The organism is Microbulbifer sp. S227A, assembly GCF_049800935.1.
This window is the reverse complement of record NZ_JBNAFZ010000001.1, coordinates 58181-83216: the sequence shown is the minus strand read 5'-3', so window position 1 is coordinate 83216 and position 25036 is coordinate 58181. Positions and strand designations below refer to the sequence as shown.

Here is a 25036-nt window from a genome sequence, read left to right as displayed (position 1 = left end):
AGACAATTTCTCATGACAACAACAGCCGTAGCACTGGCAACGACTGCCGGTGCAACCACGAGCGAACAGCCGTTCGATCACACGCAGGTCATCGCGATGGCGCGGGACATGGCGGCGGCGCAATACACGCTGCGCGACATGGTTCCGCAGGCCTGGCAGGACCTGACCTATGAGCAGTACAAGCTGATCCGGTTCCGTCCGGAGGCAGCGCTCTGGTACGGCACGCAGACGCCGTTCAACGTCGATTTCTTTACGCCGGGGCTGTATTTCCCGCGGCCCATAAAGGTTGAAACGGTCGAGAATGGCAGGGCGACGCCGGTGGCGTTCGAACTGTCCATGTTCGAAAAATCCGAGTCCGTGCCCGACCTGCCGGTGGATGACACGCTGGGCTTTTCCGGCCTGCGGCTGCGCACCGAGATGCACCGTCCGGGGCTGACCGACGAATTCTGCGTGTTCCAGGGGGCGAGCTATTTCCGCGCCATCGGGCTGGATGAAATCTATGGCCTGTCGGCGCGCGGTCTGGCACTCAAGACCGGCGACCCCGAGGGCGAGGAATTCCCGGATTTCATTCGCTTCTGGCTGGAACGGCCCCGCGCCGACCAGCGCAACATGATCGTGCACGCCCTGATGGACAGCCCCAGCGTCACCGGGGCCTATCGTTTTGACATCACGCCGGGTCCGACCTGTGTGATGGAGGTCTCGGCAACGCTGTTTGCGCGCGAAGAGCTTGATCACGTGGGCCTTGGTCCGCTGACCAGCATGTTCCTGTTCGACGAAACCAACCGCAACCGGTTCGACGATTTCCGCCCCGCCGTTCATGACAGCGACGGGCTGATGATCCTGAACGGCAATGGCGAGGTGCTTTGGCGACCGCTGGCCAATCCCAGACAGCTTCAGATTTCGTCCTTTATCGACACCGACCCGCGCGGTTTTGGCCTGATGCAGCGCGCCCGGCGGCTGTCGGATTTCGCCGATCTCGAAGCCCATTACCACCGCCGCCCCGGTCTTTGGGTCGAGCCCAAGGGCGATTGGGGCAAGGGCGCGGTGACGCTGGTGGAAATCCCCGCGGATCGCGAGATATATGACAATATCGTTGCCTATTGGCGGCCCTCCACGGCCTATCCGGCGGGCGCAGAGATCGATCTGGCCTATCGGCTGACCTGGGGCGAAGAAGCGCCGGTGGTGGCCACCTATCCCAAGGTGCTGAACACCCGGATGGGCAAGGGGTTTCATGGCGACCGTGTGGTGACCGTGGATTTCGAGGCCGACCCGCTGTTTGACGATGGCCCCGAGGCGATCACCCCGGTGGTCAGCTCGCCGCATGTGGAACCCTCGGACGGGGTGTTGCAATACAACCCGGAAACCGGCGGGTTGCGGCTTGCCTTTTCATTCGAGCCCGGCGACCGCGATTTTGTCGAACTGCGCGCACAACTGCGCAAGGGCGACGCGATGGCCAGCGAAGTCTGGCTGTACCGGTGGACAGCATGACACGCGAATTCCGCAAGATGCCGCGCCGCGCACCCATGGCGATGCCGGCACAGGATTTCCGGTTGGCGTTCCAGGATCACAGCGCGCCGGGCGCGGTCCCGGTGCGTGGCACCCGGTTGTGGCGGCTGCTGGCGTTCAGCCCGGCCATCGTGGCGACGCTGGGGCTGACCTGGGTGATCCATGGCTGGTTCTCGGCCCAGGGCATCAACGCGATCGAAGCGATCCTGCTGACGCTGATCTGTTTCAACTTCTTCTGGATTGCCTTTTCGGTCAGCACCGTGGCGCTCGGGCTGGTGTCGCTGGCGCGACGCGAAGCGCCTGTGCGCCCGACCGCGATGCAGCCGCAAAAGGTTGCGCTGCTGATGCCGATCTATAACGAGGTGCCCTGGTACGTGCTGGGCAATGCGCGCTCGATGCTGGAAGAGCTGCGCGCCCGTGGCGGGCGGCATGACTACTCGATGTTCATCCTCAGCGACACGCAGGATGACGCCATCGCCGCGCAGGAACAGGAAAGCGTCAAGGCGTTGCTGGAAACCCTGTCGCCGGGGCTGAAACTCTATTACCGCCGCCGCGCGCAAAACACCGACCGCAAGGTGGGCAATATCGCCGACTGGGTGGCGAATTGGGGCGGCGCATACCCGGCGATGCTGGTGCTGGATGCGGACAGCCTGATGACCGGGCGCGCGATCCTTCGGCTGACCGATGCGCTGGCGCGCGATCCGGGGGCGGGGCTGATCCAGAGCTTTCCGCAGCTGATCGGCGCGCAGACCGTGTTTGCCCGGATGCAGCAATTCGCCAATGGCGTCTATGGCGCGGCACTGGCCGAGGGGCTGGCGCGCTGGTGCGGGCAAGAGGGCAATTACTGGGGCCATAACGCGATCATCCGCACGGCGGCTTTTGCCTCCTGTGCCGGGCTGCCGCACCTGCGCTCGTGGCGGGGGCAGGACCAGCTGATCATGAGCCATGACTTTGTCGAGGCCGGACTGCTGCGCCGGGCGGGCTGGGGCGTGCGGTTCCTGCCGCGTATCCGGGGCAGTTACGAGGAAACGCCGCAGACGCTGATCGATCATATCCTGCGCGACCGGCGCTGGTGCCAGGGCAATTTGCAGCATCTCAACCTGCTGTGGTCGCGTGGCTTCCGTTCGATCTCGCGGTTTCACATGTTCAACGGCGCGGTCGGCTATTTGATGTCGCCGATCTGGTTCGCCTTGCTGGTGATGTGGGCGCTGATCGGGATGGGGCAAGACGCCAGCGTGCTGACCTATTTCAGCGAAAGCAACCCGACCATGCCCAGCTGGCCCGAGCTGACCGAGACGCGGCATGTGCTGATCATCGTGCTGATGTACGCGATGCTGCTGGTGCCCAAGCTGATGGGGATCGCGGCGCTGCCGCTGAGCGGTATCCGGTTCCACGAATTCGGTGGCGGGCTGTGGTTTGCGCTGTCCTTCCTGTCAGAGGTGCTGCTCTCGGTGATCTATGCGCCGATCCTGATGGTGCAGCAGATGATCGCCGTGTTCCGCACCCTGCTGGGGCTGCAACGGGGTTGGTCGCCACAGGCCCGCGATGGCGGGCGTTATGGGTTGGGCACGTTGCTCACCTGTCACGCGCTGGAAACCGTCAGCGGCCTGGCGCTGATGGCGGGGATTCTTGCGGGGCTGGTTTCTCCCTGGCTCTTGCCGATCGCGTTCAGCCTGCTCTGCGCGGTGCCGTTATCCGCGCTCAGCGGCTACTCGCTGTCCGGTTGGGCACGTACATGGCTGGGCACGCGGGAAGACTATCGCGAACCGTTGATCACTCAGGCAGCGCGGCACTATCGGACCGAACTAAAATCCATCCTCGAACGCGGCAAGATCCAGACCCCTGCCGAATGAGCCCATCGCGGTGCGAGACGGCGTTGCGCGCCAGACCGGGTGAAGCTAGTTGGTCAGCCCGTCCTCGAACCAGTCAAGGATCATGTCGGTCCAGCCCTGCGGCACGCTGTGGCCGCCGGGAAACAGGGCGAATTCCAGGGCGCTGTCAGGGGCACATTCGGTCCAGGCGCGGCGCCAGAACTGGCCGGTATCCGAAAAGGCGGTGGCCTTGTCATCCGGGCACAGGTTCGCCGCCCGCCAGATTTCCAGCCCGGCAAAGATGTCGCCCTGCTGGTATTGCCCGCCGCCCAGGATGCGCCCCTCCAGCGGCACCGTGCCGTCGCGCCATCCGTGGGTGTGAAACAGCTGAACCGGACCGGCGCATTCCGTCGGATGCGGCCGCCAGAACCCGCCCGACACCGGGGCATAGGCGCTGAACGCGTCGGGTTGGGCGCAGGCAAGATAGTTCACCATGAACGCGCCGCCCGAGAAACCCGCCAGCACCGCCCGGTCGGGGTCGAGGTCGAACCGCGCGGCGGCATCGTCGCGCACCTGTTGCAGGAACGCGATTTCGTCGCGGCCTTCCCAGCCTGGATAGAACCGCCAGCCATGCCCGTTTCCAGAGCCGACGCTGCGCGAACCGGTGGGCGCGACAAGGGCGTAACCACGATCCAGCAGACCATTGACCAGCCCGGAATTCTTGAGCGTTCCCGCGCCGCTGCTGCCCCAGCCATGCAGGAACATGACCATCGGCGTTGCCGTGGTCATGTTGTCGGGCAGAACGACATGGTATTCGCCGTCTTCCAGCAGGCAGGCCTCCTGATCGGGCCCGCATTCCGCGTGGGCCGCACCCGCAAGGGCAATGAGAAACAGGGCCGGGGTGGTGATCGCTTTCATTCTGAACTCTCTGCAATTGTGGTGATCGGCAGGCTGCTGGCCAGCCAACCCGGCCCGGCGGACGAACCGAGCATGCCTTCGGGAATGTCGATGATGTTGGTATATCCCGCCTCGCTCAGCGCCAGCGCCATGCGGGCCGAGCGCACCCCCCGCGCACAGATCAGGGCGATGGGCCGGGATCGGTCGGCGCCGACGATTTCGGCAAGCGCCGGTTCGAAATCGTCGCGCCGCATATCCAGCGGCCTGGCCCCGGCGGCCAGACCGCTGTCTTGCCATTCCCGCGGGCGGCGGATGTCGATCAGGACGAGATCGCCCCGGGACACCAGGTCATGCGCCTCTGCCACGCTGAGCGAGCGGCCGGAATAGTCCGGCGGGATCAGCGACAGGCGATAGCCGATCAGCGCCGCGGCAACGGTCAGCACGAGACCGCCGATCAGGATGCGGTATCGGCTCATGCCGGCGGTGGTCCGGCGCGGTGTCTGTCAGGGATCTGGCGGTGATGAATCATGTGACCCTGCATATCACGTCGGGGGCCGGACGCACGTCATGCCGGCGCAGGCGGCGATCAAGTTCGCGTTAGACCGACGGGGTCCGGCGCACCCGAAACCATGTCGCTGCCGTGGTTCGGTGGGGCGCGATGTTTGCGAGAACATGACCGAAGCCAAGCTGTTGTGACGCATGAGGCTGGGATGCCATGCACCGGATTCCAAAAGGTTTTTCCCGATCGTGAACGGGCGCTTTCCGGTTCCGTATATACAATCAAAACGATATTTCCTAGTATTTCTACGAATCAAGAAAAGAACAATTTCCATCTGCGAAACAGATACTGTCGGGGATGGAGCAACGGGTGGGGAAACTTCAGGTGCGATTGATCGGAACCGCGATATTCCTATCGGCGCTCTGGCTCCTGATGTCCGGCCTGTTCAAGCCACTGCTTCTGGTTTTTGGCGCGGTTTCGGTGCTGCTGGTGGTCTATGTGTTGCACCGGATGGATCGGGTTGACGAGGACCGGGTGGCCTTGCCGCTGGGGCCGGTTGCAAGCCTGCGCTATTTCTTGTGGCTGCTGGTCGAGATCGCCAAGGCCAACTGGGCGGTGACCAAGATCGTGCTGTCGCCCAGGATGCCGATTACCCAGCACCTGTTTGCCGTGCCCTATACGCAGAAATCCGATGTCGGGCAGGTGATCTTTGCCAATTCGATCACCCTGACGCCGGGTACGCTGACGGTTGAAACCGATCTGGGCTATTTCCTCGTGCATGCGCTGGACTATGCGCCCGACGACCTTGCGGCGCTCGCGGATATGGATGCCCATGTCACCGCCATTGAAACCGGGCGGGCAGGCTGATGTTCGTTGTTGCAACCGTGTCGCTGCTTATCGCGATGATCCTTGTGCTGATCCGGCTGTTCGCGGGTCCGTCGCTGTATGACCGGGTGCTGGCGCTGAACTCGTTCGGCACCCATACGGTGTTGTTCATCGGGGTGATCGGGTTCCTGATGGGGCGGCCGGATTTTCTGGATATCGCGCTGCTTTATGCGCTGATCAACTTTGTCGGCACCATCGCGATCCTGAAATTCTTTCGCTACCGCGCCATCGGAGATGTGCGCCGCGACACGGGCGAGGCGGACGGATAGGCCATGGATATGCTCGTCGACATTCTCAGCTGGGTGTTCATCCTGTCGGGATCGTTCTTTACCATTGTCGGTTCGCTCGGGGTGCTGCGCCTGCCGGATTTCTGGACCCGGCTGCACGGCATGTCGATCAGCGACAGCGCCGGCGTCATCCTGTTGATCCTGGGCATGGCGATGCAGGCGGGGCTGACGCTGATCACGGTCAAGCTGTTCATCATCCTGGCCTTCCTGTTCATCACCGGGCCGACCTCGACCCATGCGGTTGCCAATGCGGCGCTGGTCTCGGGGCTCAAGCCGCGCTCTGACGTGCCGCCCGAGGATGACCCGGACTTCAATCCGAACCCCGAGACAAAGTAAGGCTGGCCCGAGATCGAGACCTATAGCGATATCATCCTGTTCATCCTGCTGGTGCTGACCGCGCTGGCGGTGGTGCGTGCGCAGAGCCTGTTTGCCACCGCGATGCTGTCGGGGGCGTTCAGCCTGTTGTCGGCGCTGCTGTTCGTGACGATGGATGCGGTCGATGTCGCCTTTACCGAGGCGGCGGTGGGGGCGGGGATCTCGACAGTGCTGATGCTGGGTACGCTGGCGTTGACGGCGCGGTTCGAGCGCCCGGCGACCCATTCGCCGGCGATTCCGCTGTTCGTGGTTTTTGTCACCGGCGCGGCGCTGATCTATGGCACGCTCGACATGCCGAGCTTTGGCGATCCCAACGCCCCGGCCCAGGTCCACCTGGCCCCGGATTTCATCCGGAACAGCCCGCACGAGATCGACGTGCCCAACATCGTCACGGCGATTTTGGCCAGCTATCGCGGCTTTGATACGCTGGGCGAGGTTGCGGTGGTGTTTACCGCCGGGGTGGGCGTGCTGCTGCTGCTCAGCGGGCTGCGCCACCGCCGCCGCCGCCAAGAGAAAGAGGATAGCTGATGCGCCATCACCTCATCCTGCGCGTGGTGACCAAGCTGTTGATCGGCGTCATCATGCTGTTCGCACTCTACGTGCAGTTTCACGGAGATTATTCGCCCGGTGGCGGCTTTCAGGCCGGGGTGATCATGTCGGTGGCGTTCATCATCTATTCCGTGGTGTTCAGCCTTGAGGATGTGCAAAAGGTGCTGCCCCCCTGGGTCGTTCACAAGCTGATGGCGGTGGGTCTGCTGCTCTATGCGCTGACCGGTGTCTACAGCATGTTCACCGGCTATAATTACCTCGACTATGACGCGATCAGCCCTCACCATCCGGTGCATGGGCAGCATTACGGCATCATCGTGATCGAACTGGGCGTGGGCATCACCGTGACCGCAGTGATGGTGACGGTCTTTTATGCCTTTGCCTCGCGCACACCTCCGATGGATGACGAAGCATGGTAGCGGCACTCGAGCAGGACTGGACCTTTGTCATCGGGCATTTGAACTATTGGCTGTTCATCGTGCTGATGATGACCGGTCTCTATATCGTCGTGGCCAAGGGGAACCTGGTGAAAAAGATCGTCGGGCTGAACATCTTTCAGACCGCGGTGTTCATGCTTTATATTTCGGTCGGCAAGGTCGATGGCGGAACCGCGCCGATCTTTCCCGTGGACATGAACATCGACCCGGATGTGCTCTATTCCAATCCGCTGCCGCATGTTCTGATCCTTACGGCGATCGTGGTGGGGGTGGCGACTACCTCGCTGGGGCTGGCGCTGGCGGTACGCATCCGCGAGGAATACGGCACCATCGAGGAAGACAGCATACAACGGATCGACCGGGAAACCTGTTTGCAGGATGCCAACCTGCATAGCGAAGTCGCGAGCGAGCCGCGCTGATGGCAACCGAGACTGTGCACCATACGGCCCTGACGCTGGCCGATCAGCTGCCGGCGCTGCAAATCGTCGTACCGTTCATCGCCGCCCCGCTGATCGTGCTGCTGGGCAGCCGTCGCTGGGCATGGCCGATTGCCTTTGCGTCCAGCGTGGCGTCGCTGGTCATCGCGGCGGCGATGCTGGCCTCGGTCCTGGACGGCAGCATCATCTCGTATCACATGGGGGGCTGGGCCCCGCCGGTGGGGATCGAGTACCGGGTGGATGCGGCCAATGCCTTTGTGCTGTTGCTGGTCGCGGCCATCAGCACCGTGGTGCTGCCCTATGCGCGCACCAGCATCGGCAAGGAAGTCTCCGAGCGGCACCATACGCTGTTCTACTCGGCCTACCTGTTGTGTTTCAGCGGGCTGATGGGGGTGGCGATCACCGGCGATGCGTTCAACGTGTTCGTGTTTCTCGAAATCTCGTCGCTGTCGACCTATGTGCTGATCGCGCAGGGGGCAGAGCGTGACCGGCGGGCGCTGACGGCGTCATATGATTACCTGATCATGGGCACCATCGGCGCCACGTTCTTTGTCATCGGGATCGGTTTCCTCTATATGGCGACCGGCACGCTGAACCTCGCGGACCTGGCAGACCGGATCGCCGACAAGGGCGACAGCCGCACCATCCGCGCGGCCTTTGCATTCATCGTCGTTGGGATCGGGCTGAAGGTGGCGATGTATCCGGTGCATCGCTGGCTTCCCAATGCCTATACCTATGCGCCCTCGGCGATCACCGCGTTCCTGGCGGCGACCGCAACCAAGGTGGCGGTCTATGTGCTGCTGCGCTTTGTCTTCTCGGTGTTCCAGCCGGCCTTCATCTTCGAGGTCAACACGCTGGAATTCATCATCCTGCCCTTTGCGATCATCGCCATGTTCGCGTGCAGCTTTGTCGCGGTATTCCAGAGCGATTTCAAGATGATGCTGGCGTTTTCCAGTGTCGCGCAGATCGGGTACATCCTGCTGGGCATCTCGTTCTTGAACGAAGCCGGAGTCACGGCGGCGGTCATCCACCTGTTCAACCACGGCATCACCAAGGCGGCGCTGTTCATGGCGGTGGGGGCCTATGTCTTCAGCGCCGGGGGCTCATTCTATGACACGATGCAGGGGCTTGGGCGGCGGATGCCGCTGACCTCGGCGGCGGTGGTGGTCGCCGGTCTGAGCCTGATCGGGGTGCCGGGCACCGCCGGGTTCATCTCGAAATGGGTGCTGGTGCAGGGGGCGCTGGAAAAGGGATGGTGGCCGGTGGCGATCCTGATCGTCGGCTCGAGCCTGCTTGCGGTGATCTATGTCTGGCGGGTGGTCGAGGTGCTCTACATGCAGCCCACCCCCGCCGCCTCGCGGGTGCGCGAAGTGCCGATGTCGATGCTGCTGCCGATCTGGATCATGACGCTGGCCTGTATCTGGTTCGGCCTGAACACCGACATGACGATGAGCGCGGCACAGGCCGCGGCACAGGGTCTGTTGTCCGGCTCGGCCGGGATGATGGGACAGTAGGGGGGCGGCATGGATACCAATACGGCCATTCTTGCCAGCATGTTGATCCCGGCGCTTGCCGCAATTGCCAACCTGCTGTTGCGCGAGGCCCCGAACCTGCGTGACGGCACGACCTTTGTTGCCGCGATCCTGACCTTTGGCTGTGTGCTGAACATCCTGTTCAACGAAGGCAGCGGCACCACCGAGCCGTTGACGCTGTTGTCGGTGATGCCGGGGCTTGATCTCGCCTTTCACGTCGAACCGCTTGGGTTGATGTTCGCGCTGATCGCCAGCGGGCTCTGGATCCTGACGCATCTTTACGGCGTCGGCTATATGCGCGGCAATAACGAGGACCACCACGCGCGGTTCTTCTGCTTTTTTTCGGTGGCGATCTCGGCGACGCTTGGCATTGCCTTTGCGGCCAACATGTTCACGCTGTTCCTGTTCTACGAAGCGCTGACGCTGTCGACCTTTCCGCTGGTTGCGCACAAGGGCAATGACGACGCGCGGGCCGGGGCGCGGGTCTATCTGGGTATCCTGATCGGCACTTCGATCGGCCTGCTGCTGGTGGCGGTGATCTGGACCTGGACCCTGACCGGAACGCTGGACTTTACCAGGGGCGGCATCCTGCAGGGGCATGTCACGGGGGCGATGGTGCCGATCCTGCTGGCGCTCTATGCGTTTGGTATCGGCAAGGCGGCGCTGATGCCGTTTCACCGCTGGCTGCCATCCGCGATGGTTGCGCCCACGCCGGTTTCGGCGCTGCTGCACGCGGTGGCGGTGGTCAAGGCGGGCGTGTTCACCATGCTCAAGGTCGGGGTCTATATCTTTGGCATCGACTTCCTCGCCGAAACCGGTGCCTCGGAATGGCTGATGTGGCTGGCGGCCTTCTCGATCGTCGCCGCCTCGGTGGTGGCGATGACCAAGGACAACCTCAAGGCGCGGCTGGCTTATTCCACGGTCAGCCAGCTCAGCTATATCACGCTGGGCATGGCGCTTGCGACCTCGATGGGGGTGCTGGGCGGCGGGCTGCACATTGCCATGCACGCGATGGGCAAGATCACCCTCTTCATGTGCGCCGGGTCGATCTATGTCGCCGTGCACAAGACCGAGATCAGCCAGATGAACGGGCTGGGCCGGGTCATGCCGATCACCTATGGCGCCTTCCTGATCGGGGCCATGTCGATCATCGGCTTGCCACCCCTGGGCGGATCGTGGAGCAAATGGCTGCTGGTGATGGGGGCGGCGGATACCGGGCAATGGGTGATGATCCTCGTTCTGATGGTCAGTTCGCTGCTGAACGTGGTCTATCTGTTGTCGATTGTCGGGCGCGGGTTCTTCATGCCCAATCCGGACATTCCGGAGGGGGCGAAATCCGCCGAGGCGGGTGTGCTGGTCTGGCTGCCGCCAGTGCTGACCGCGCTTGGCTGTGTTGTTCTGTTCTTTTACGCGGGAGAGATCGAGAGCTTTCTGACACCCCTGATTGCAGAGGCGGGGACGAGCGATGGACAATAAGACACCTGATACGCCCGGCACGCTTCCGGCCATGGGCCGCGCCCTGCTGTGGCTGGGCCGTCCGGATGGCGCGAAAAAGCTGGTCTATGCGCTTTATGTCCTCTGTGCCCTGCTGATCGTCGCGGATTTCGTGTTCTACAAGAAAAGCTATCTCGCGATCGAGGACTTCCCGCTTTTCTACGCGCTGTTCGGGTTCATCGCCTGCGCGGTGCTGCTGGTCTGTGCGGTGGTGATGCGCTTCGTGCTCGCACGGCCCGAAGCGTTTTACGCGCCCAAGGATGTCGCGCCCGAGCCCTTCCCCCAGGACCAGGCCGAAAAGGTGGATCACGATGCTTGACGCGCTGCCCACCGCCTTCCTGTTCTTTTTCGCCGCGCTGATCCTGCTGGTCCTGCCGCGCGGCCCGGTACGCGGGTTGCTGCTGCTGATTGTCCCGGTCGTGGCGGGGCTTGCGGTCTATGCGATGCCCATGGGGAACGTCATACGGGTCGAGTTCTTTGGCTTTGCCCTTGAGCCCATGCGGGTGGACGGGCTCAGCCGGGTGTTCGCGCTGATCTTCTGCATTGCCGGGTTTCTCGGCGGTCTCTTTGCCTGGCATCTGCGCGATACCGTCCAGCAGGTGGCGATGCTGCTCTATGTGGGCGCGGCCATCGGTGCGGTGTTTGCCGGCGATCTCGTTACCCTGTTCTTTTACTGGGAAGGCACGGCGATTTCGTCGGTTTTCCTGATCTGGGCACGCCGCAGCGAAGGGGCCTATCACACCGGGATGCGCTATCTCACCATCCAGGTCGGATCGGGGGTGCTGCTGCTGGCCGGTGTCATCATGCATTACAGCGCCACCAACAGCATCGCCTTTGACGCCATGACCCTGGACAACCCCGCCACATGGCTGATCTTTGTCGCCTTTGGCATCAAGGCCGCGTTTGTCCTGCTGAACAACTGGATGATCGATGCCTATCCGTCGGCCACCGTCACCGGCACCGTGATCCTGTCGGCCTTTACCACCAAGCTGGCGATCTATGCGCTGGCCCGTGGCTTTGCCGGAACCGAATTGCTGATCTATATCGGGGCGGCCACGGCGGTTTATCCGCTGATCTGGGCGCAGCTGGAAAACGACTTGCGGCGGGTGGTGGCCTATGCGCTGAACCTGCAACAGGGATTCATGTTCGTGGGCATCGGCATCGGCACCGAACTGGCGCTGAACGGGGCGGTGGCCCATGCGCTGGCCGGGGTGCTGTATGGCATGTTGCTGTTCATGACGTTGGGCGCGGTGCTCTATCGCACCGGCAGCAGCCGCGCCACCGATCTTGGCGGGCTGTTTCGCACGATGCCGCTGACCGCGCTGTTCTGCGTGGTGGGGGCGGCGTCGATCTCGGCCTTTCCGCTCTTTGCCGGTTTCGTGTCGAAATCGCTGATCATCTCGGCGGCGGCCAAGGGCTCGTTCTATGCGGTCTGGGGCTGCCTGCTGTTCGCCAGCGCCGGCGGGTTCCTGATTTGCGGCCTCAAGGTGCCGTTCTTTGCCTTTTTCGGTGCCGATCGCGGCCTGCGCCCGCGCGAGGCACCGGGGCATATGCTGCTGGCCATGGGGCTGACGGCGGCGCTCTGCGTATTGGTGGGCATCAGCCCGACCGCGTTTTACGCGCTGCTGCCCCATGACGTGGTCTATGAACCCTATTCCACCGGTCATATCATTACCCAGTTGCAGCTGTTGCTGTTCTCGGGGCTGGCCTTTGCGGTGCTGGTGCAAACCCGGCTGTACCCGCGTCCGGAGCGGGCGGTGATCCTCGATTTCGACTGGGTCTATCGGCGGTTGCTGCTGGGAGGTCTGGGTATCCTGGCGATCCCGGTGCGCGGGCTGTTTGTCGCGCTTGACGGGTTCAAGGCCGGGCCGATGAAGGGGTTGATCCGCACGCTCTACAACGCCTACGGACCGCGCGCGCGGACCTCGCAATTCTGGCCGACCGGGGCGATGGTGTTGTGGATCGCGATCCTGCTGGGCGTTACCTTGCTGGTGAATTACACGTCCTGAGACAAATCGATCCGGGGCTGGTGTCTGCGCGGGATGGGATGCATGGTGTCGCCAGATGCCCCGGCCCGAGGAGAGATGCGCCATGAGTTTTCAACCCAACTCGCCCGAGGCACGGGATGTGGCCTATCATCTGCACAGCTATACCAATGCCCGCAGCCACCAGCAGGACGGGCCGCTGATCATCGAGCGCGGCGACGGTGCCTATGTCATCGACAACAGCGGCAACCGGTATCTCGAAGGCATGGCGGGTCTGTGGAGTGCCGGCGTCGGGTTCAGCGAACCGCGCCTGGCGGCGGCGGCGGCGCGGCAGATGGAAAAGCTGCCCTTTTACCATACCTTTGGCGGGCGCTCGCACGGGCCGGTGGTCGATCTGGCCGAAAAGCTGATCCGGATTGCACCGGTGCCGATGAGCAAGGTGTTTTTCACCAATTCGGGCTCCGAGGCCAATGACACGGTGTTGAAACTGCTGTGGTATCGCGCCAACGCCATGGGCCAGCCACAGCGCAAGAAGATCATCAGCCGCCTGCGGGGCTATCACGGTGTGACCATTGCTTCGGCCAGCATGACGGGGCTTGCGAGCAATCATGACTCCTTTGACCTGCCGATTGCCAATGTGCTGCATACCGGCTGCCCGCATCACTATCGCGAGGCGCGCGAAGGCGAGAGCGAAGCCGCGTTTGCCACCCGTCTGGCCGCCGAGCTGGAACAGATGATCCTGGCCGAGGGGCCGGAGACGGTCATGGCGTTCATTGCCGAACCGGTGATGGGCGCGGGCGGGATCGTGGTGCCGCCGGAAACCTATTGGGACAAGATCCAGCAGGTGCTGCGCCGATACGACATCCTCCTGGTCGCGGACGAAGTGATCTGCGGCTTTGGCCGCACGGGGCGGATGTTCGGCTCTCAGACCTTTGACATGCAACCCGACGTAATGGTCATGTCCAAGCAGATCACGTCGAGCTATTTCCCGCTCTCGGCCTTCATGATCAACGATCGGGTGTTCGAACCGCTGGCCGATGAAAGCAACCGGATCGGGGTGCTGGGGCATGGGTTTACCGGCTCGGGGCACCCGACCGGCGCGGCGGTCGCGCTGGAGAACATCGCGATCATCCAGGAACGTGACCTTGTTGCCAATGCCGCCGAGACCGGCGGATACCTGCACGCGCGGATGGGCGGGTTTGCCGATCATCCGCTGGTCGGTGAGCTGCGCGGGGTCGGCTTGCTGGCGGCCATCGAACTGGTGCTGGACAAACCGGCCCGGACCGCCGCGGACAAGCCGGGGCAGCTTGGCAAATATGCGGCCGACCGGCTGTTTGCACATGGGGTGATCTCGCGCCCGATGGTCGATGCGCTGGCCTTCTGTCCGCCGATGATCGTCAACCGCAGCGACATTGACGGGTTGATCGACGCGATAGGCCGGTCGCTTGACGAGACCGCCGCGGCGTTCGGCATCGCGGTCTGAGGCGGAGGGCACGGGATGGCAGGGCCACTGGACGGTATACGCGTCGTTGACCTCACCACGATGATCTCGGGGCCGCTGGCGACGATGACCCTGGCCGATCAGGGGGCCGAGGTGATCAAGATCGAACACCCCGATGGCGGCGATCACAGCCGCCAGGTGGCGGACCGGCGCGGCGGCTTTGCGGCGTCGTTCCTGAACAATAACCGGGGCAAGCGGTCTGTCACGCTGAACCTCAAGGACCCGCGCGGGGTCGAGGCGGTGCTCAGGCTCTGCGAGAGGGCCGATGTGTTCATCCAGAATTTCCGCCCCGGTGTTGCCGAGCGGATCGGGGTGGGCGAAGCGGCGGTGCGCGCGGCGCGGCCCGACATCGTCTATGCCTCGATTGCCGGCTTCGGCTTCGAAGGCGACTGGGCGGGCAAGCCGGTTTACGACCCGTTGATCCAGGCGCTGTCGGGGCTGGCCAGCGTGCAGGGGGGTGGGGGGCGGCCCCGCCTCGTGCGCACCATCGTGCCCGACAAGGTCACAGCGCTTCAGGCCAGCCAGGCGATCACCGCCGCGCTCTTTGCCCGCCAGCGCAGCGGCCGGGGCACGCATCTGCGCCTGTCGATGCTGGATACCATGCTGGCCTTTCTCTGGAGTTCGGACATGGCGGGCCATACCTTTGTCGGCGACGAGCTGCCCGAGCAGAATGCCGAAACCGCGCAGAACTACGTGGAACTGATCTATCAGACCGCCGATGGCTGGATGGCGGTGTCGGCGCATACGGACAGCACCTGGGCCGGGCTTTGCGCCGCGGTCGATCGCCCCGGCTGGCTCGCGGATCCGCGCTTTGCCACGGTTGCGGCGCGCGAGGTGAACAAGACCGCGCGGCTGGAGCTGACGCAGCAGGCGCTGATCACCGATACCACCGCCAACTGGATGCGGCGTCTGCCCGAACACGACGTGCCCTGCGCGCCGGTGCTGACGCGCAGCCAGGTCTATGACCATCCGCAGGTCATCGCCAACGGCGCGATCCTGCACAGCGATCACCCACAGGCCGGCCGCCTGCGCCAGGCCCGCCCGCCGGCGCAATTCTCGGCAACGCCGCTGGATGCGCCGCGCCCGGCGCGCCGTCTGGGCGAAGACACCCGCGCGGTGCTGGCCGAGGCGGGCTATGACGACACCCGGATTGACGCGATGATCGCCCAGGGCATCGCCACCGAAGCACAGGACAGCGACAGATGATTGACCTTTATTATGCCCCGACGCCCAATGGCTGGAAGGCCGCGATCATGCTCGAGGAATGCGGCATCGACTATCACCCCAACCTCGTCCGCCTGACCGAGGGGGACCAGTTCACGCCCGATTTCCTTGCCATCAGCCCCAATGCCAAGATACCGGCCATCCTTGATCACGACCCCGCTCCGGGGTGGGGCGACGCGCCGGTGCCAGTGTTCGAATCCGGCGCGATCCTGCTCTATCTCGCGGAAAAGACCGGCCGCTTCCTGCCCGCCGCCAGTGATCTGCGGGGGCGCAAGGAGATGATGGAATGGCTGTTCTGGCAGGTCGGCAACCAGGGGCCGATGGGCGGGCAGCTCAGCCATTTCCGCAACTATGCGCCAGACGATCAAAAGAGCTATGGCTTCAATCGCTATCTTGGCGAATATGATCGCAATCTAGGCGTGCTCGAAAACCGTCTGGCGGGACGCGACTGGATACTTGGCGATTACTCGATTGCCGACATGCTGATCTTTCCCTGGGCTTTCATCGCCAAACCGCTGGGTGCGTCGCTCGATGCCTTTCCCAATGTCGCCGGCTGGCGGGCGCGGATCAAGGCGCGTCCGGCGGTACAGCGCGCCATCGACCTGAACAAGTCGGACCAGAACCGGGGACGGCACCGGGTCGACAACAACAAGGTGCTGTTCAACCAGTCCGCCGCCTCCCTGCGGTCCGGCCCCAGGGAGGGCTGTTCCTAAAGGCCGGGCCGTGTCGCTGCCGAGCCGAACCAGCCACCCACCGCGCGCTCATAGGCCAGCGCCGCCTGGAATGCGATGGGGTCGCGATAGGTGGGGGCAACGATCTGTATCCCTGTCGGCACGCCCGAGTCGGCCCGGCCCGACGGCACCGCGATCACCGGGCAGCGGCTCAGCATGTTGAACGGCGTGGTCAGCACCCATTCCAGCGTGGTGCCGATGGGGGTGCCATCGACATCGAGGCTGTCGGTGGTCGAGTCAAAATCCGCCGGCACCGCGGGCAGCGCCGTGGTCGGACAGATCAGCACATCATAGCGTTCAAGCAGCGGACCAAGTGTCTTGTAGGCGGCACCGGCGATTTCCATCGACCGCACCAGGTCGCGCCCCCGGGATTCGCCCGCGTTCTCGGCAAGGCTGCGCACATAGCTGGTCAGGTCGTCGGCATGTTCCTCAAGCAGCCCGGTCAGTTCGCCGCCAAAGATATGGCCAAGATGGGTGTGGCAGGCGTCCTGCACCTCCACGCCCCAGCCCAGGTCGACCTCTTCGACAATGGCGCCCAGCCCTCGGAAGGTTTCGGCGGCGGCAAGTGTATTGCGCCGGACCTCATCGCTGATCGTGAAGCTGCCCAGGTCCATCGACAGGGCGATGCGCCAGCCATCAAGGCCGGGATAGTCGGTGGGCAGGGTCAGTTTCGGATAGAGCGAGGCAATGTCGCGCGGGTCGGGGCCGCACATCACGTTTTGAAGCAGGATGCTGTCCTGCACGCCGCGCGCCAGCGGACCGGTGTGGCAATAATAATCGAGATTGAACGGCGTATCGTCGGGGTTGCGCCCATAGGGCGGCTTGAAACCCACGAGGCCACAGCACGAGGCAGGCACCCGGATCGAGCCGCCGATATCCGAACCGGTCGCCAGCGTGGTCATGCCCGCCGCCAGCGCCGCCGCCGCGCCGCCGGATGAACCGCCGGGGGTGAATTCCGGATTCCACGGGTTACGGGTGACGCCCCACAGGCGCGACCAAGTGACCACCGCGCTTGAAAATTCGGGCGTTGCGGTGCGTGCATGCACGATTCCGCCCGCGCGCAGGATGCGTTCGTTATTGGCCGAGGTTTCGTCGGGGATGAAATCCTGGGTGACCAGCGAGCCATAGCTGGTGGGCTTGCCGGCGATATGGCTTTCGTCCTTGATCGCGACGGGCAGGCCGTCCAGGCAGCCGATGGGATCACCTGCGGCCCAGCGGGCCTCGGAGGCCCGCGCCGCCTGCATCGCCTCGTCGAAATAGGTATAGGTGAAGGCCCGCAAGGTCTCGTGATGGGCCTCGGCGCGGGCGATCTGCGCCGACAGCAGTTCCACCGGCGACAGGCTCTTGTCCCGGAACCGGGCCAAGGCCTCGGTCGCGGGCATGTAAATCAGATCATCGGACATCGAACGCCCCCGTGTCACCCCGGCTTGCCGGGGCCGCGCAGGACGGCCCCGGCGGGCGGGTCATTTCTGAAGGTCGGTCCAGATCCGCGTATAGATCGACTGCACATCGGGCGGGCAGGTTTCGTTGAACACGCCCACGCTCCTGAGCTCTTCGGGAATGACGATCTCGGGCGCGGTCTTCATGTCCTCGGGCATGAATTCCTCGGACCCCATGATGCCGTTGGCATAGCGCGCGAACTCGGAAATCAGCGCGGCGTTTTCCGGCTCCATGATGAAGTTCTGGAACGCCTTGGCCTCGTCGACATTCTGCGCATCCCTGAGCACCGCAACCGCGTCCATCCAGACCGGATAGCCTTCCTTGGGATAGCCATAGGCGATGTTCTCGTTCTGGAGCCGCATGCGGAAGGTCGAACCGTTCCAGTTTACCCCGGCCCACAGGTCTTCCTTGGCGAATTTCTCGAGGTTGCCGTAATCCATGCCCAGCCAGGATTTCTTGGCCTCGACCAGCGTGTCGCGCACCTTCTTGAGCACGTCCTTGTCGCCGGTACAGGGTTCGCCGCCGTGATACATGATGGCCAGCGACATCACGTCGCCCATTTCGGGCACCACGTTGATCTTGCCCTTCAGCTCATCGGGGGGATCGAGGAACATGGCCGAGGTGTTGATGTCGCCGTCATAATACTTGGTGTTCACCACCACGCCGGTGGTGCCCCATTGCCACGGCACGGTGTAGTGGCGGCCCGGATCCCATTTCACATCGACCCATGTGGGGTCCATGTTCTTGAAGTTCTCCATCTGGTCGGGGCGGCTTTCCAGCAGCAGGTCTTCGCCGATCCAGATCGGCACATAGGTATGCGTGGGCACCACGATGTCGAACCCGTGGCCCCCGGCCTTGACCTTGGCAAGGGCGGTGTCGTTGCTGTCGAAATCGGTGATCGTGACCTTGATGCCGGTCTCGGCCTCGAATTTCTCGATCAGCTTGGGATTGGTGTAATTGCCCCAGTTATAGATGTTCAGCTCTTGCGCGGCGGCACCGGTTGCCAAGAGCGCAAGCGCCGATGCGGCGGATAGCAGGTGTTTCATCAGGTATACTCCTTGTTGGTCTTGGTGTGTCCGCTCCCGGTTCGTCACGACCGGGTTGGCGCTGGTCAGCGTTTTCTCATGGTGAGCAGGAAGAACAGGCTGACCAGGATTGCGCCCGCGACGAGGATCGCGGTCGAAATGGCATTGATTTCCGGGGTCACGACCCGCCTGAGCTGGCCGAGCATATAGGTGGGCAGCGTGTCCTGGCCCGCGGATTTCACGAATTCGGTGATCACCACGTCATCCAGCGAAATCACGAAGGCCAGCATCATCCCCGCAACGATCCCCGGCCACATCAGCGGCAGGGTCACGCGGCGAAACACCTGCCAGCGCGAGGCATAGAGATCGGCGGCGGCGGCTTCGAGCGACGTGTCCATGGTTTCGAGCCGGGCGCGGATCGGCAGATAGGCGAAGGGCACGCAAAACGCGGTATGGGCGACGATCAGGTAGATCATGCTGGTATGCCCGGTCCAGACCTTGACCGCGGCAAAGACGATCAGCAGGGCCACGGCGGTCACGATCTCGGGCACCATCAGCGGCTGGTTGATCAGCGCATAGATCATCGTGCGCCCGGTAAAGCGGCGGGTGCGGGTGGTGGCGAGCGCCGCCATGGTGGCGGCGACGGTGCCGATCGATGCGGCGGCGGCCGCCAGATAGAACGAGCGCAGGGCGGCATCCTGGACCTGTTCATTGGCAATGGCGCGTTGATACCAGCGCAGCGAGAACCCTTCCCAGATCGCCAGCGAGGTGCCGGCGTTGAAGGAAAAGGTCACGAGGATCATGATCGGCGCATAGAGTACCACAAAGGTAAACAGCGCCACGATGGCAAAGCCGGGCAGGGTGCGCACGGAATAGCCGCGCGCCTTTGATTTTGGGTCTGTTTGGGTTGGTTCAGCCATCGGCCTGCTCCCGCGAGGTGACGCGCACGTACCAGATCAGCGACACCATCACCGCCGCCATCAGCATCAGCGACAGCGCCGCGCCCAGCGGCCAGTTGCGCCCGGCACCGAACTGCAATTCGATCAGGTTGCCGAACATCAGGTTCTTGCCGCCGCCCAGCACGCGCGGCGTCACATAAGCGCCCAGCGACGGGATGAAAACGAGGATCGACCCGGCGATGATCCCCGGCTTGATCAGCGGCAGGATCACCCGGCGAAACGCGGTCCAGCGACCGGCGTAGAGATCATGGGCCGCTTCGACCAGCCGGAAATCGAGCTTGTCCACCGCCGCGTAGACCGGCAGCACCATCAGCGGCAGGTAGACATAGGTCATGCCAAACGCGATGGCGAAATTGGTGAACATCAGCTGGATCGGGGTGTCGATGATGCCGGTAAAGATCAGGATGTTGTTGAACACCCCTTCGGCGCGCAGCAATTCCTGAATCGCGATGGTCCGCACCAACAGGTTGGTCCAGAACGGTACGGTGATCAGGAACAGCCAGAATTCGCGCCGGCCCGGTGGCTGGGTCGCGATGAACCAGGCGGTCGGAACGCCAAAGATCAATGTCATCACCGTGGTAATCAACGACAGCGACAGGCTGCGCCAGAAGATCGAGAGATGCGCGTCGGCCCACATCAGCGTGTCGTCGAATATGTCGCGCTGAAGAAAGATGTTGACCCAGCCGTCGGTCGAGAACTCCCATTTGACGTTGCCGTAATCGCCCGGCGCGAGGAAGGAATAGATCACCATCACCATCAAGGGGCCGGTCGCGGCGCAGAGGATGATGACCAGCGCGGGCAGCGACAGCAGCCAGCGGCGGCGATTGTCCTGGCGCGTGGCTTCGGCCTCGAGATCGCCGGGCGCAAAGGATGACGCGGTATCGGTCACGGGCTCAATCCTTCAGTACGGTTATGGCTCCCGGCGCGATCGTCAGGGTGACGTCGCCGCCTTCGCCGGGCAGGTCACGCGCGGACCCCGGTGAATTGGGCATCCGCGCCTTGACCAGTTCTCCGGTCCTCAGACGCATATGCACAGAGGTCGCATCGCCCGAATAGACCACGGTTTCGAGCACGCCACCGATTTCGCCATCGCCGGCGGACCCGGCACGCACCTGCGCGTGTTCGGGGCGGACCAATACGCTGACCGGCCCATCGGCAACACCCTCGGGGACGCGGGCCTCAAAACGCCCGCCTGCGCGCAGGGCGACACCGGTGCCCGACAGGTCGGCATCGAGAAAGTTCGACTCGCCGATGAAATTCGCCACGAAGCGTTCTGCGGGGCGTTCGTAAATGTCGCGGGGCGAGCCGATCTGGAGGATCTTGCCGGCGCTCATCACCGCGATACGGTCGGACATGGTCAGGGCTTCTTCCTGGTCATGGGTGACAAAGACAAAGGTGATCCCGGTCTCGTGTTGCAACCGCTTGAGTTCGATCTGCATATCCTTGCGCAGCTTGAGATCGAGCGCCGAGAGCGGCTCATCCAGCAGCAGCACCTCGGGATGCGGGGCAAGGGCACGGGCGAGCGCCACGCGCTGTTGCTGCCCGCCCGAGATCTCGGATGTGCGCCGGTTCCTGAGCGGCTCCATCTGCACCAGCCTGAGCATCCGGTCGACCGTTTCGGCGATCTCGGTTTTGGGCTTGCCCAGCATCTCGAGGCCAAAGGCGATGTTGCCCGCGACGCTCATATGCGGGAACAGCGCATAGTTCTGGAATACCGTGTTGATCGGCCGCTGGTTCGGGGGCAGGCGCGAAATGTCCCGCCCGCCCAGTTGCAGGCTTCCCATGGTTGGCGGCTCGAACCCGGCAATCAGCCGAAGCAGCGTGGTCTTGCCACAGCCCGAAGGGCCAAGCAGGGTAAAGAACTCGTTCCGGCGGATCGACACGGAAACATCGTCAAGCGCGCGCACCTCCTGCTCTCCGGCAAAAATCTTCGACACACGGTTGACGTCAACCGCAGAGATATCAGACGCGATGTCCGGGCGTGTTGCTTGATCCATGTTCCCCGTTGGTCTTATGCGGTGCCGGAGGTCTGCCCCGGCCCGGTTTTTCTTCAGCCTATATCAATGTCCGAACGATGCAATAGATCCCGCCGCCAACCGCGCAGGGGCGGGGGATCCTGCCCGGGAAATGCGCAGCCGCGACAGGATGACCGGGGTTTGGGCTTGCCGTTTGGGGCAAGAGGTGTTAGCGCTACCATCGATCTTTGCTTCACCAGTTGCGCAACAGGTCCCGGCATTCTCGGGCGGTGTTTTCCAGACGTCGCCGATTGCATCTGTCCGGGGCTGAGACGCAACCAGACCCGAAAGAGAAAGCGCTCTCATGGTTCTACATGCCAAAATTGCCGAAGTCACGGATCGGATCATCGCGCGCAGCAGCGAGGCGCGGGGCCGGTATCTGGATCGTATGCGCGGTGCCGCCGACAAGGGCCCGGCGCGTGCGCACCTGTCATGCAGCGGCCAGGCCCATGCCTTTGCCGGCGCTGGTCCGGACCAGCAGGCGCTGGCCACGGGAAGCGGCGGCAATCTGGGCATCGTCACCGCCTATAACGACATGCTCTCGGCGCATCAGCCGTTCGAGCGCTATCCCGACCTGATCCGCGCCGCGGCGCGCGGCGTTGGCGGCACCGCGCAGGTGGCGGGTGGTGTTCCGGCAATGTGCGACGGTGTCACGCAGGGCGAGGCGGGCATGGAGCTCAGCCTGTTTTCCCGCGACGTGATCGCGCTCGCCGCCGGGGTCGCCATGAGCCACAACACCTTTGACGCGGCGGTGTTCCTGGGGGTCTGCGACAAGATCGTTCCGGGGCTTGTCATCGCGGCGCAGGCCTTTGGCCACCTGCCGATCGTGTTCCTGCCCGCCGGCCCGATGACCTCGGGGCTGCCCAATGACGAAAAGGCCAAGGTGCGTCAGAAATTCGCCGCTGGCGAGGTGGGGCGCGATGCGCTGATGGCGGCCGAGATGGCGGCCTATCACGGGCCGGGCACCTGTACGTTCTATGGCACGGCGAACACCAACCAGATGCTGATGGAGTTCATGGGGCTGCACCTGCCGGGATCGAGCTTTGTCAATCCGAACACCGAGCTGCGTGATGCACTGACCGTCGAAGGGGCGCGGCGGGCCCTGTCGCTCAGCGCGTTGGGCAACAATTATACCCCGGTTTTCGACATCCTCGACGAGCGCGCCTTTGTGAACGGGATCGTCGGCCTGCACGCCACGGGGGGGTCAACCAACCTGCTCATTCACCTTGTTGCGATGGCGCGGGCGGGGGGCATCATCCTCGATTGGGAGGATTTCTCGGACCTGTCCGACGTGGTGCCGCTGATGGCGCGTGTCTATCCGAACGGGTTGGCGGATGTGAACCATTTCCACGCGGCGGGCGGCCTTGGTTACATGATCGGCGATCTATTGTCCTCGGGCCTGCTGCATCCCGATACCCGCACCGTCGCGGGCGACGGGCTGGCGCATTACACGGCGGAACCCAGGCTCCGCGACGGCGTCCTGAGCTGGGAAGAAGGCAGCGGCACATCGCTGAACGACAAGATCCTGCGTCCGGCCTCCGACCCGTTCCAGGCCAATGGTGGGCTGAAGCGCCTGTCAGGCAACCTGGGCACGGCGGTGATGAAAATCTCGGCGGTTGCGCCGGAACATCGCACGGTTCAGGCACCGGTGCGTGTGTTCCACGACCAGGAGGCCGTCAAGGCGGCATTCAAGGCCGGGGAATTCACCGGGGATACCATCGTCGTCGTGCGCTTTCAGGGGCCAAAGGCCAATGGCATGCCCGAGCTGCACAGCCTGACGCCGTTGTTGTCGATCCTTCAGGGCAAGGGGCACCGGGTGGCGCTGGTCACCGATGGGCGCATGTCGGGCGCGTCGGGCAAGGTGCCTGCGGCGATCCATGTCAGCCCCGAGGCGCTTGACGGCGGCGCGATTGCGCGTTTGCGGGATGGTGATATCCTGCGCGTCGATGCCGAGACCGGCGCACTCGAAATCCTGACCGAAGGCGTGCTGGACCGCCCCGCTGCAGAGGCGGACCTGTCTGCCAACGAGGCCGGTCTGGGGCGCGAGCTATTTGCCAATTTCCGTCGCGCGGTTTCCGCCGCAGACAGCGGCGCAACCATTTTCGGAGTTTGATCCATGTCCCTGTCCCCCCAAGACGCCAGCCGGCGCACCCGCGAGATTTGCGCCCGCGCGCCGATTGTTCCGGTGATCGTTGTCCATGATATCGCCCACGCCCGGCCGCTGGCCGAGGCGCTGGTGGCGGGCGGCTTGCCCGCGCTGGAAGTCACGCTGCGCACGCCGGTTGCGCTTGAGGCGATCAGGATCATGTCCGAGGTACCCGGTGGCATCGTCGGGGCCGGAACCCTGGTGACGCCGCAGGATGTGCGCAATGCCCGCGAGGCCGGGGCACAGTTCGGAGTGTCGCCGGGATCGACGCCGGGTCTGCTCGATGCCTGCGAGGCCGAAGATCTGCCGACCCTGCCGGGAGCGGCGACCGCCACCGAGGCGATGCTGCTTTTGGAACGTGGTTATGACATGCTCAAGTTCTTTCCCGCCGAAGCCTCGGGCGGTGCGCCCGCGCTCAAGGGGATCGGCGCGCCCTTGCCGCAGATCACCTTTTGCCCGACCGGTGGTGTCAGCACCAAGAACGCCGCCAGCTACCTGTCGCTGCCCAATGTGCTCTGCGCCGGTGGCAGCTGGGTTGCGCCGGTCGATCTGATGCAGGCGGGCGACTGGGCCGGTATCGAAAAGCTTGCGCGCGAGGCCAGCCAGCTCTCCGCCTGAGCCGGTCCGGCGCTCAGCCCGGTTGCAGGCTCGCCCGGATGCCCGCCGCGCAAAAGCGCACCAACTCGTCCCGCCGCCCGGTTCCGATTGAGCCGGTCGCGCCCAGTGTTTCGATCCGCCATGCCGAGGTGAGCAGCGCCAGCATCGCCGAGACCGAATAGACAAATCCCGACGCGATCGCCACACGCGGCGCGTCGGGATACAGCTGCGCGAAGGCATCGATAAAACGGTTGGCCGTAGGGTCAAAACACTCGGCGGCCAGGTCGCGCCAGCGCGGATCGGCAGAGACAATGGCCACCAGCCGCGCATAGGCCAGCCATTGCGCATCGCCGCTGGCCGCACGGTCCAGATACGGCCCGAAAAAGCACCCGATCAGGTCTTCGACCGTCACCGCCCCGGCGGATTGGCTGGCGGTCAGTGTGTCGAGCCGGGCGGAGGACAGGTCATCGGCACGGCGTTTCACCGTTTGTGCAAACAGCTCTGCCTTGCCGCCCCCATGGTGATGCACCAACCCCACCTGGGCATCGGCAAGGGCCGCGATGTCACGCAGGGTTGCGGCATCGAACCCTTTGTCGGCAAACACGATTTCCGCCGCGTCCAATATCCGTTCGCGGGTTTCCATGGCCCGCCGGGACGGGGCGCGTTGACGTGGGGTTTCCGGGCTCTTCATAGAATCAGCTTGC

General features: G+C 63.9%; 25 protein-coding genes. 17 read left to right on the top strand and 8 right to left on the bottom strand.

The features are described 5' to 3' along the window. Positions 1-12: 12 nt before the first annotated feature. The gene (locus ACP15R_RS00420) at positions 13-1488 is read left to right on the top strand and encodes a glucan biosynthesis protein (RefSeq protein WP_424984387.1); all 1476 of its coding nucleotides are present in this window, start codon (positions 13-15) and stop codon (positions 1486-1488) included. Continuing rightward, a complete protein-coding gene (gene mdoH / locus ACP15R_RS00415; RefSeq protein WP_424984386.1) occupies positions 1485-3359 on the top strand; it encodes a glucans biosynthesis glucosyltransferase MdoH in 1875 nt (624 codons plus the stop codon). The genes ACP15R_RS00420 and mdoH overlap by 4 nt, the downstream gene beginning before the upstream one ends. A 45-nt stretch (positions 3360-3404) precedes the next feature. Here the strand turns inward: mdoH and ACP15R_RS00410 are convergent, their stop codons facing one another. Then, positions 3405-4235, bottom strand: coding sequence for an alpha/beta hydrolase family esterase (locus ACP15R_RS00410; RefSeq protein ID WP_424984385.1), 831 nt, complete (start codon positions 4233-4235; stop codon positions 3405-3407). Then, complete coding sequence (locus tag ACP15R_RS00405) at positions 4232-4690, bottom strand: rhodanese-like domain-containing protein (RefSeq protein ID WP_424984384.1); 459 nt, start codon at positions 4688-4690, stop codon at positions 4232-4234. Before ACP15R_RS00405 ends, ACP15R_RS00410 begins: the two co-directional genes overlap by 4 nt. 392 nt (positions 4691-5082) lie before the next feature. Here ACP15R_RS00405 and ACP15R_RS00400 point away from each other — a divergent pair, with 392 nt between their 5' ends. The 13 genes from ACP15R_RS00400 (at position 5083) to ACP15R_RS00340 (ending at position 16132) form a co-directional block, all read left to right on the top strand. After that, on the top strand, positions 5083-5580 hold the full coding sequence (locus ACP15R_RS00400) for a Na+/H+ antiporter subunit E (protein ID WP_424984383.1): 498 nt from the start codon (positions 5083-5085) through the stop codon (positions 5578-5580). Continuing rightward, positions 5580-5867 carry a monovalent cation/H+ antiporter complex subunit F gene (locus tag ACP15R_RS00395; protein WP_424984382.1) on the top strand — a complete coding sequence of 96 codons (288 nt, stop codon included), beginning with the start codon at positions 5580-5582 and terminating at the stop codon, positions 5865-5867. The genes ACP15R_RS00400 and ACP15R_RS00395 overlap by 1 nt, the downstream gene beginning before the upstream one ends. Before the next feature lie 3 nt (positions 5868-5870). After that, positions 5871-6221: a monovalent cation/H(+) antiporter subunit G gene (gene mnhG / locus ACP15R_RS00390; protein ID WP_424984381.1), complete on the top strand. Its 351-nt coding sequence runs from the start codon at positions 5871-5873 to the stop codon at positions 6219-6221. A gap of 51 nt (positions 6222-6272) precedes the next feature. Next, positions 6273-6788, top strand: coding sequence for a DUF4040 domain-containing protein (locus tag ACP15R_RS00385; protein WP_424984380.1), 516 nt, complete (start codon positions 6273-6275; stop codon positions 6786-6788). After that, a complete protein-coding gene (locus ACP15R_RS00380; RefSeq protein ID WP_424984379.1) occupies positions 6788-7228 on the top strand; it encodes a Na(+)/H(+) antiporter subunit B in 441 nt (146 codons plus the stop codon). The genes ACP15R_RS00385 and ACP15R_RS00380 overlap by 1 nt, the downstream gene beginning before the upstream one ends. Beyond that, a complete protein-coding gene (locus tag ACP15R_RS00375) occupies positions 7222-7665 on the top strand; it encodes a cation:proton antiporter subunit C (protein ID WP_424984378.1) in 444 nt (147 codons plus the stop codon). Before ACP15R_RS00380 ends, ACP15R_RS00375 begins: the two co-directional genes overlap by 7 nt. After that, positions 7665-9197 (top strand): monovalent cation/H+ antiporter subunit D family protein, encoded by a 1533-nt coding sequence (locus ACP15R_RS00370; protein ID WP_424984377.1) that lies wholly within the window; start codon positions 7665-7667, stop codon positions 9195-9197. Before ACP15R_RS00375 ends, ACP15R_RS00370 begins: the two co-directional genes overlap by 1 nt. 9 nt (positions 9198-9206) lie before the next feature. Then, positions 9207-10691, top strand: a complete 1485-nt coding sequence (locus ACP15R_RS00365) for a proton-conducting transporter membrane subunit (protein WP_424984376.1) — start codon at positions 9207-9209, stop codon at positions 10689-10691. Then, positions 10681-11028: a hypothetical protein gene (locus ACP15R_RS00360; protein ID WP_424984375.1), complete on the top strand. Its 348-nt coding sequence runs from the start codon at positions 10681-10683 to the stop codon at positions 11026-11028. The genes ACP15R_RS00365 and ACP15R_RS00360 overlap by 11 nt, the downstream gene beginning before the upstream one ends. Beyond that, complete coding sequence (locus ACP15R_RS00355) at positions 11021-12718, top strand: Na(+)/H(+) antiporter subunit D (RefSeq protein ID WP_424984374.1); 1698 nt, start codon at positions 11021-11023, stop codon at positions 12716-12718. The genes ACP15R_RS00360 and ACP15R_RS00355 overlap by 8 nt, the downstream gene beginning before the upstream one ends. Before the next feature lie 82 nt (positions 12719-12800). Continuing rightward, positions 12801-14177 (top strand): aspartate aminotransferase family protein, encoded by a 1377-nt coding sequence (locus ACP15R_RS00350; RefSeq protein WP_424984373.1) that lies wholly within the window; start codon positions 12801-12803, stop codon positions 14175-14177. 15 nt (positions 14178-14192) lie between these two features. Next, positions 14193-15401, top strand: a complete 1209-nt coding sequence (locus ACP15R_RS00345) for a CaiB/BaiF CoA transferase family protein (protein WP_424984372.1) — start codon at positions 14193-14195, stop codon at positions 15399-15401. Further along, entirely contained in the window at positions 15398-16132 is a 735-nt protein-coding gene (locus tag ACP15R_RS00340) for a glutathione binding-like protein (protein ID WP_424984371.1), read from the top strand. Before ACP15R_RS00345 ends, ACP15R_RS00340 begins: the two co-directional genes overlap by 4 nt. On the opposite strand, the gene ACP15R_RS00335 is transcribed toward ACP15R_RS00340, so the two are convergent. The 5 genes from ACP15R_RS00335 to ACP15R_RS00315 all read right to left on the bottom strand — a co-directional run bounded on the left by ACP15R_RS00335 (position 16129) and on the right by ACP15R_RS00315 (position 21571). Further along, positions 16129-17553 carry an amidase gene (locus ACP15R_RS00335; RefSeq protein WP_424984370.1) on the bottom strand — a complete coding sequence of 475 codons (1425 nt, stop codon included), beginning with the start codon at positions 17551-17553 and terminating at the stop codon, positions 16129-16131. The two genes, ACP15R_RS00340 and ACP15R_RS00335, sit on opposite strands and share 4 nt — an antisense overlap. A 60-nt stretch (positions 17554-17613) precedes the next feature. Then, positions 17614-18636, bottom strand: a complete 1023-nt coding sequence (locus ACP15R_RS00330) for an extracellular solute-binding protein (protein ID WP_424984369.1) — start codon at positions 18634-18636, stop codon at positions 17614-17616. Between the two features lie 65 nt (positions 18637-18701). After that, positions 18702-19535 carry an ABC transporter permease gene (locus ACP15R_RS00325; protein ID WP_424984368.1) on the bottom strand — a complete coding sequence of 278 codons (834 nt, stop codon included), beginning with the start codon at positions 19533-19535 and terminating at the stop codon, positions 18702-18704. Then, positions 19528-20463 carry an ABC transporter permease gene (locus tag ACP15R_RS00320; RefSeq protein ID WP_424984367.1) on the bottom strand — a complete coding sequence of 312 codons (936 nt, stop codon included), beginning with the start codon at positions 20461-20463 and terminating at the stop codon, positions 19528-19530. The genes ACP15R_RS00325 and ACP15R_RS00320 overlap by 8 nt, the downstream gene beginning before the upstream one ends. A 4-nt stretch (positions 20464-20467) precedes the next feature. Beyond that, positions 20468-21571 carry an ABC transporter ATP-binding protein gene (locus tag ACP15R_RS00315; RefSeq protein ID WP_424984366.1) on the bottom strand — a complete coding sequence of 368 codons (1104 nt, stop codon included), beginning with the start codon at positions 21569-21571 and terminating at the stop codon, positions 20468-20470. A 322-nt stretch (positions 21572-21893) separates the two neighbouring features. Here ACP15R_RS00315 and edd point away from each other — a divergent pair, with 322 nt between their 5' ends. Both edd and ACP15R_RS00305 read left to right on the top strand, forming a co-directional pair. Continuing rightward, positions 21894-23702, top strand: a complete 1809-nt coding sequence (gene edd, locus ACP15R_RS00310) for a phosphogluconate dehydratase (protein ID WP_424984365.1) — start codon at positions 21894-21896, stop codon at positions 23700-23702. Between the two features lie 3 nt (positions 23703-23705). Next, on the top strand, positions 23706-24353 hold the full coding sequence (locus ACP15R_RS00305) for a bifunctional 4-hydroxy-2-oxoglutarate aldolase/2-dehydro-3-deoxy-phosphogluconate aldolase (protein ID WP_424984364.1): 648 nt from the start codon (positions 23706-23708) through the stop codon (positions 24351-24353). 13 nt (positions 24354-24366) lie between these two features. On the opposite strand, the gene ACP15R_RS00300 is transcribed toward ACP15R_RS00305, so the two are convergent. Further along, positions 24367-25023, bottom strand: coding sequence for a TetR/AcrR family transcriptional regulator (locus ACP15R_RS00300; RefSeq protein ID WP_424984363.1), 657 nt, complete (start codon positions 25021-25023; stop codon positions 24367-24369). Between the last annotated feature and the right edge of the window lie 13 nt (positions 25024-25036).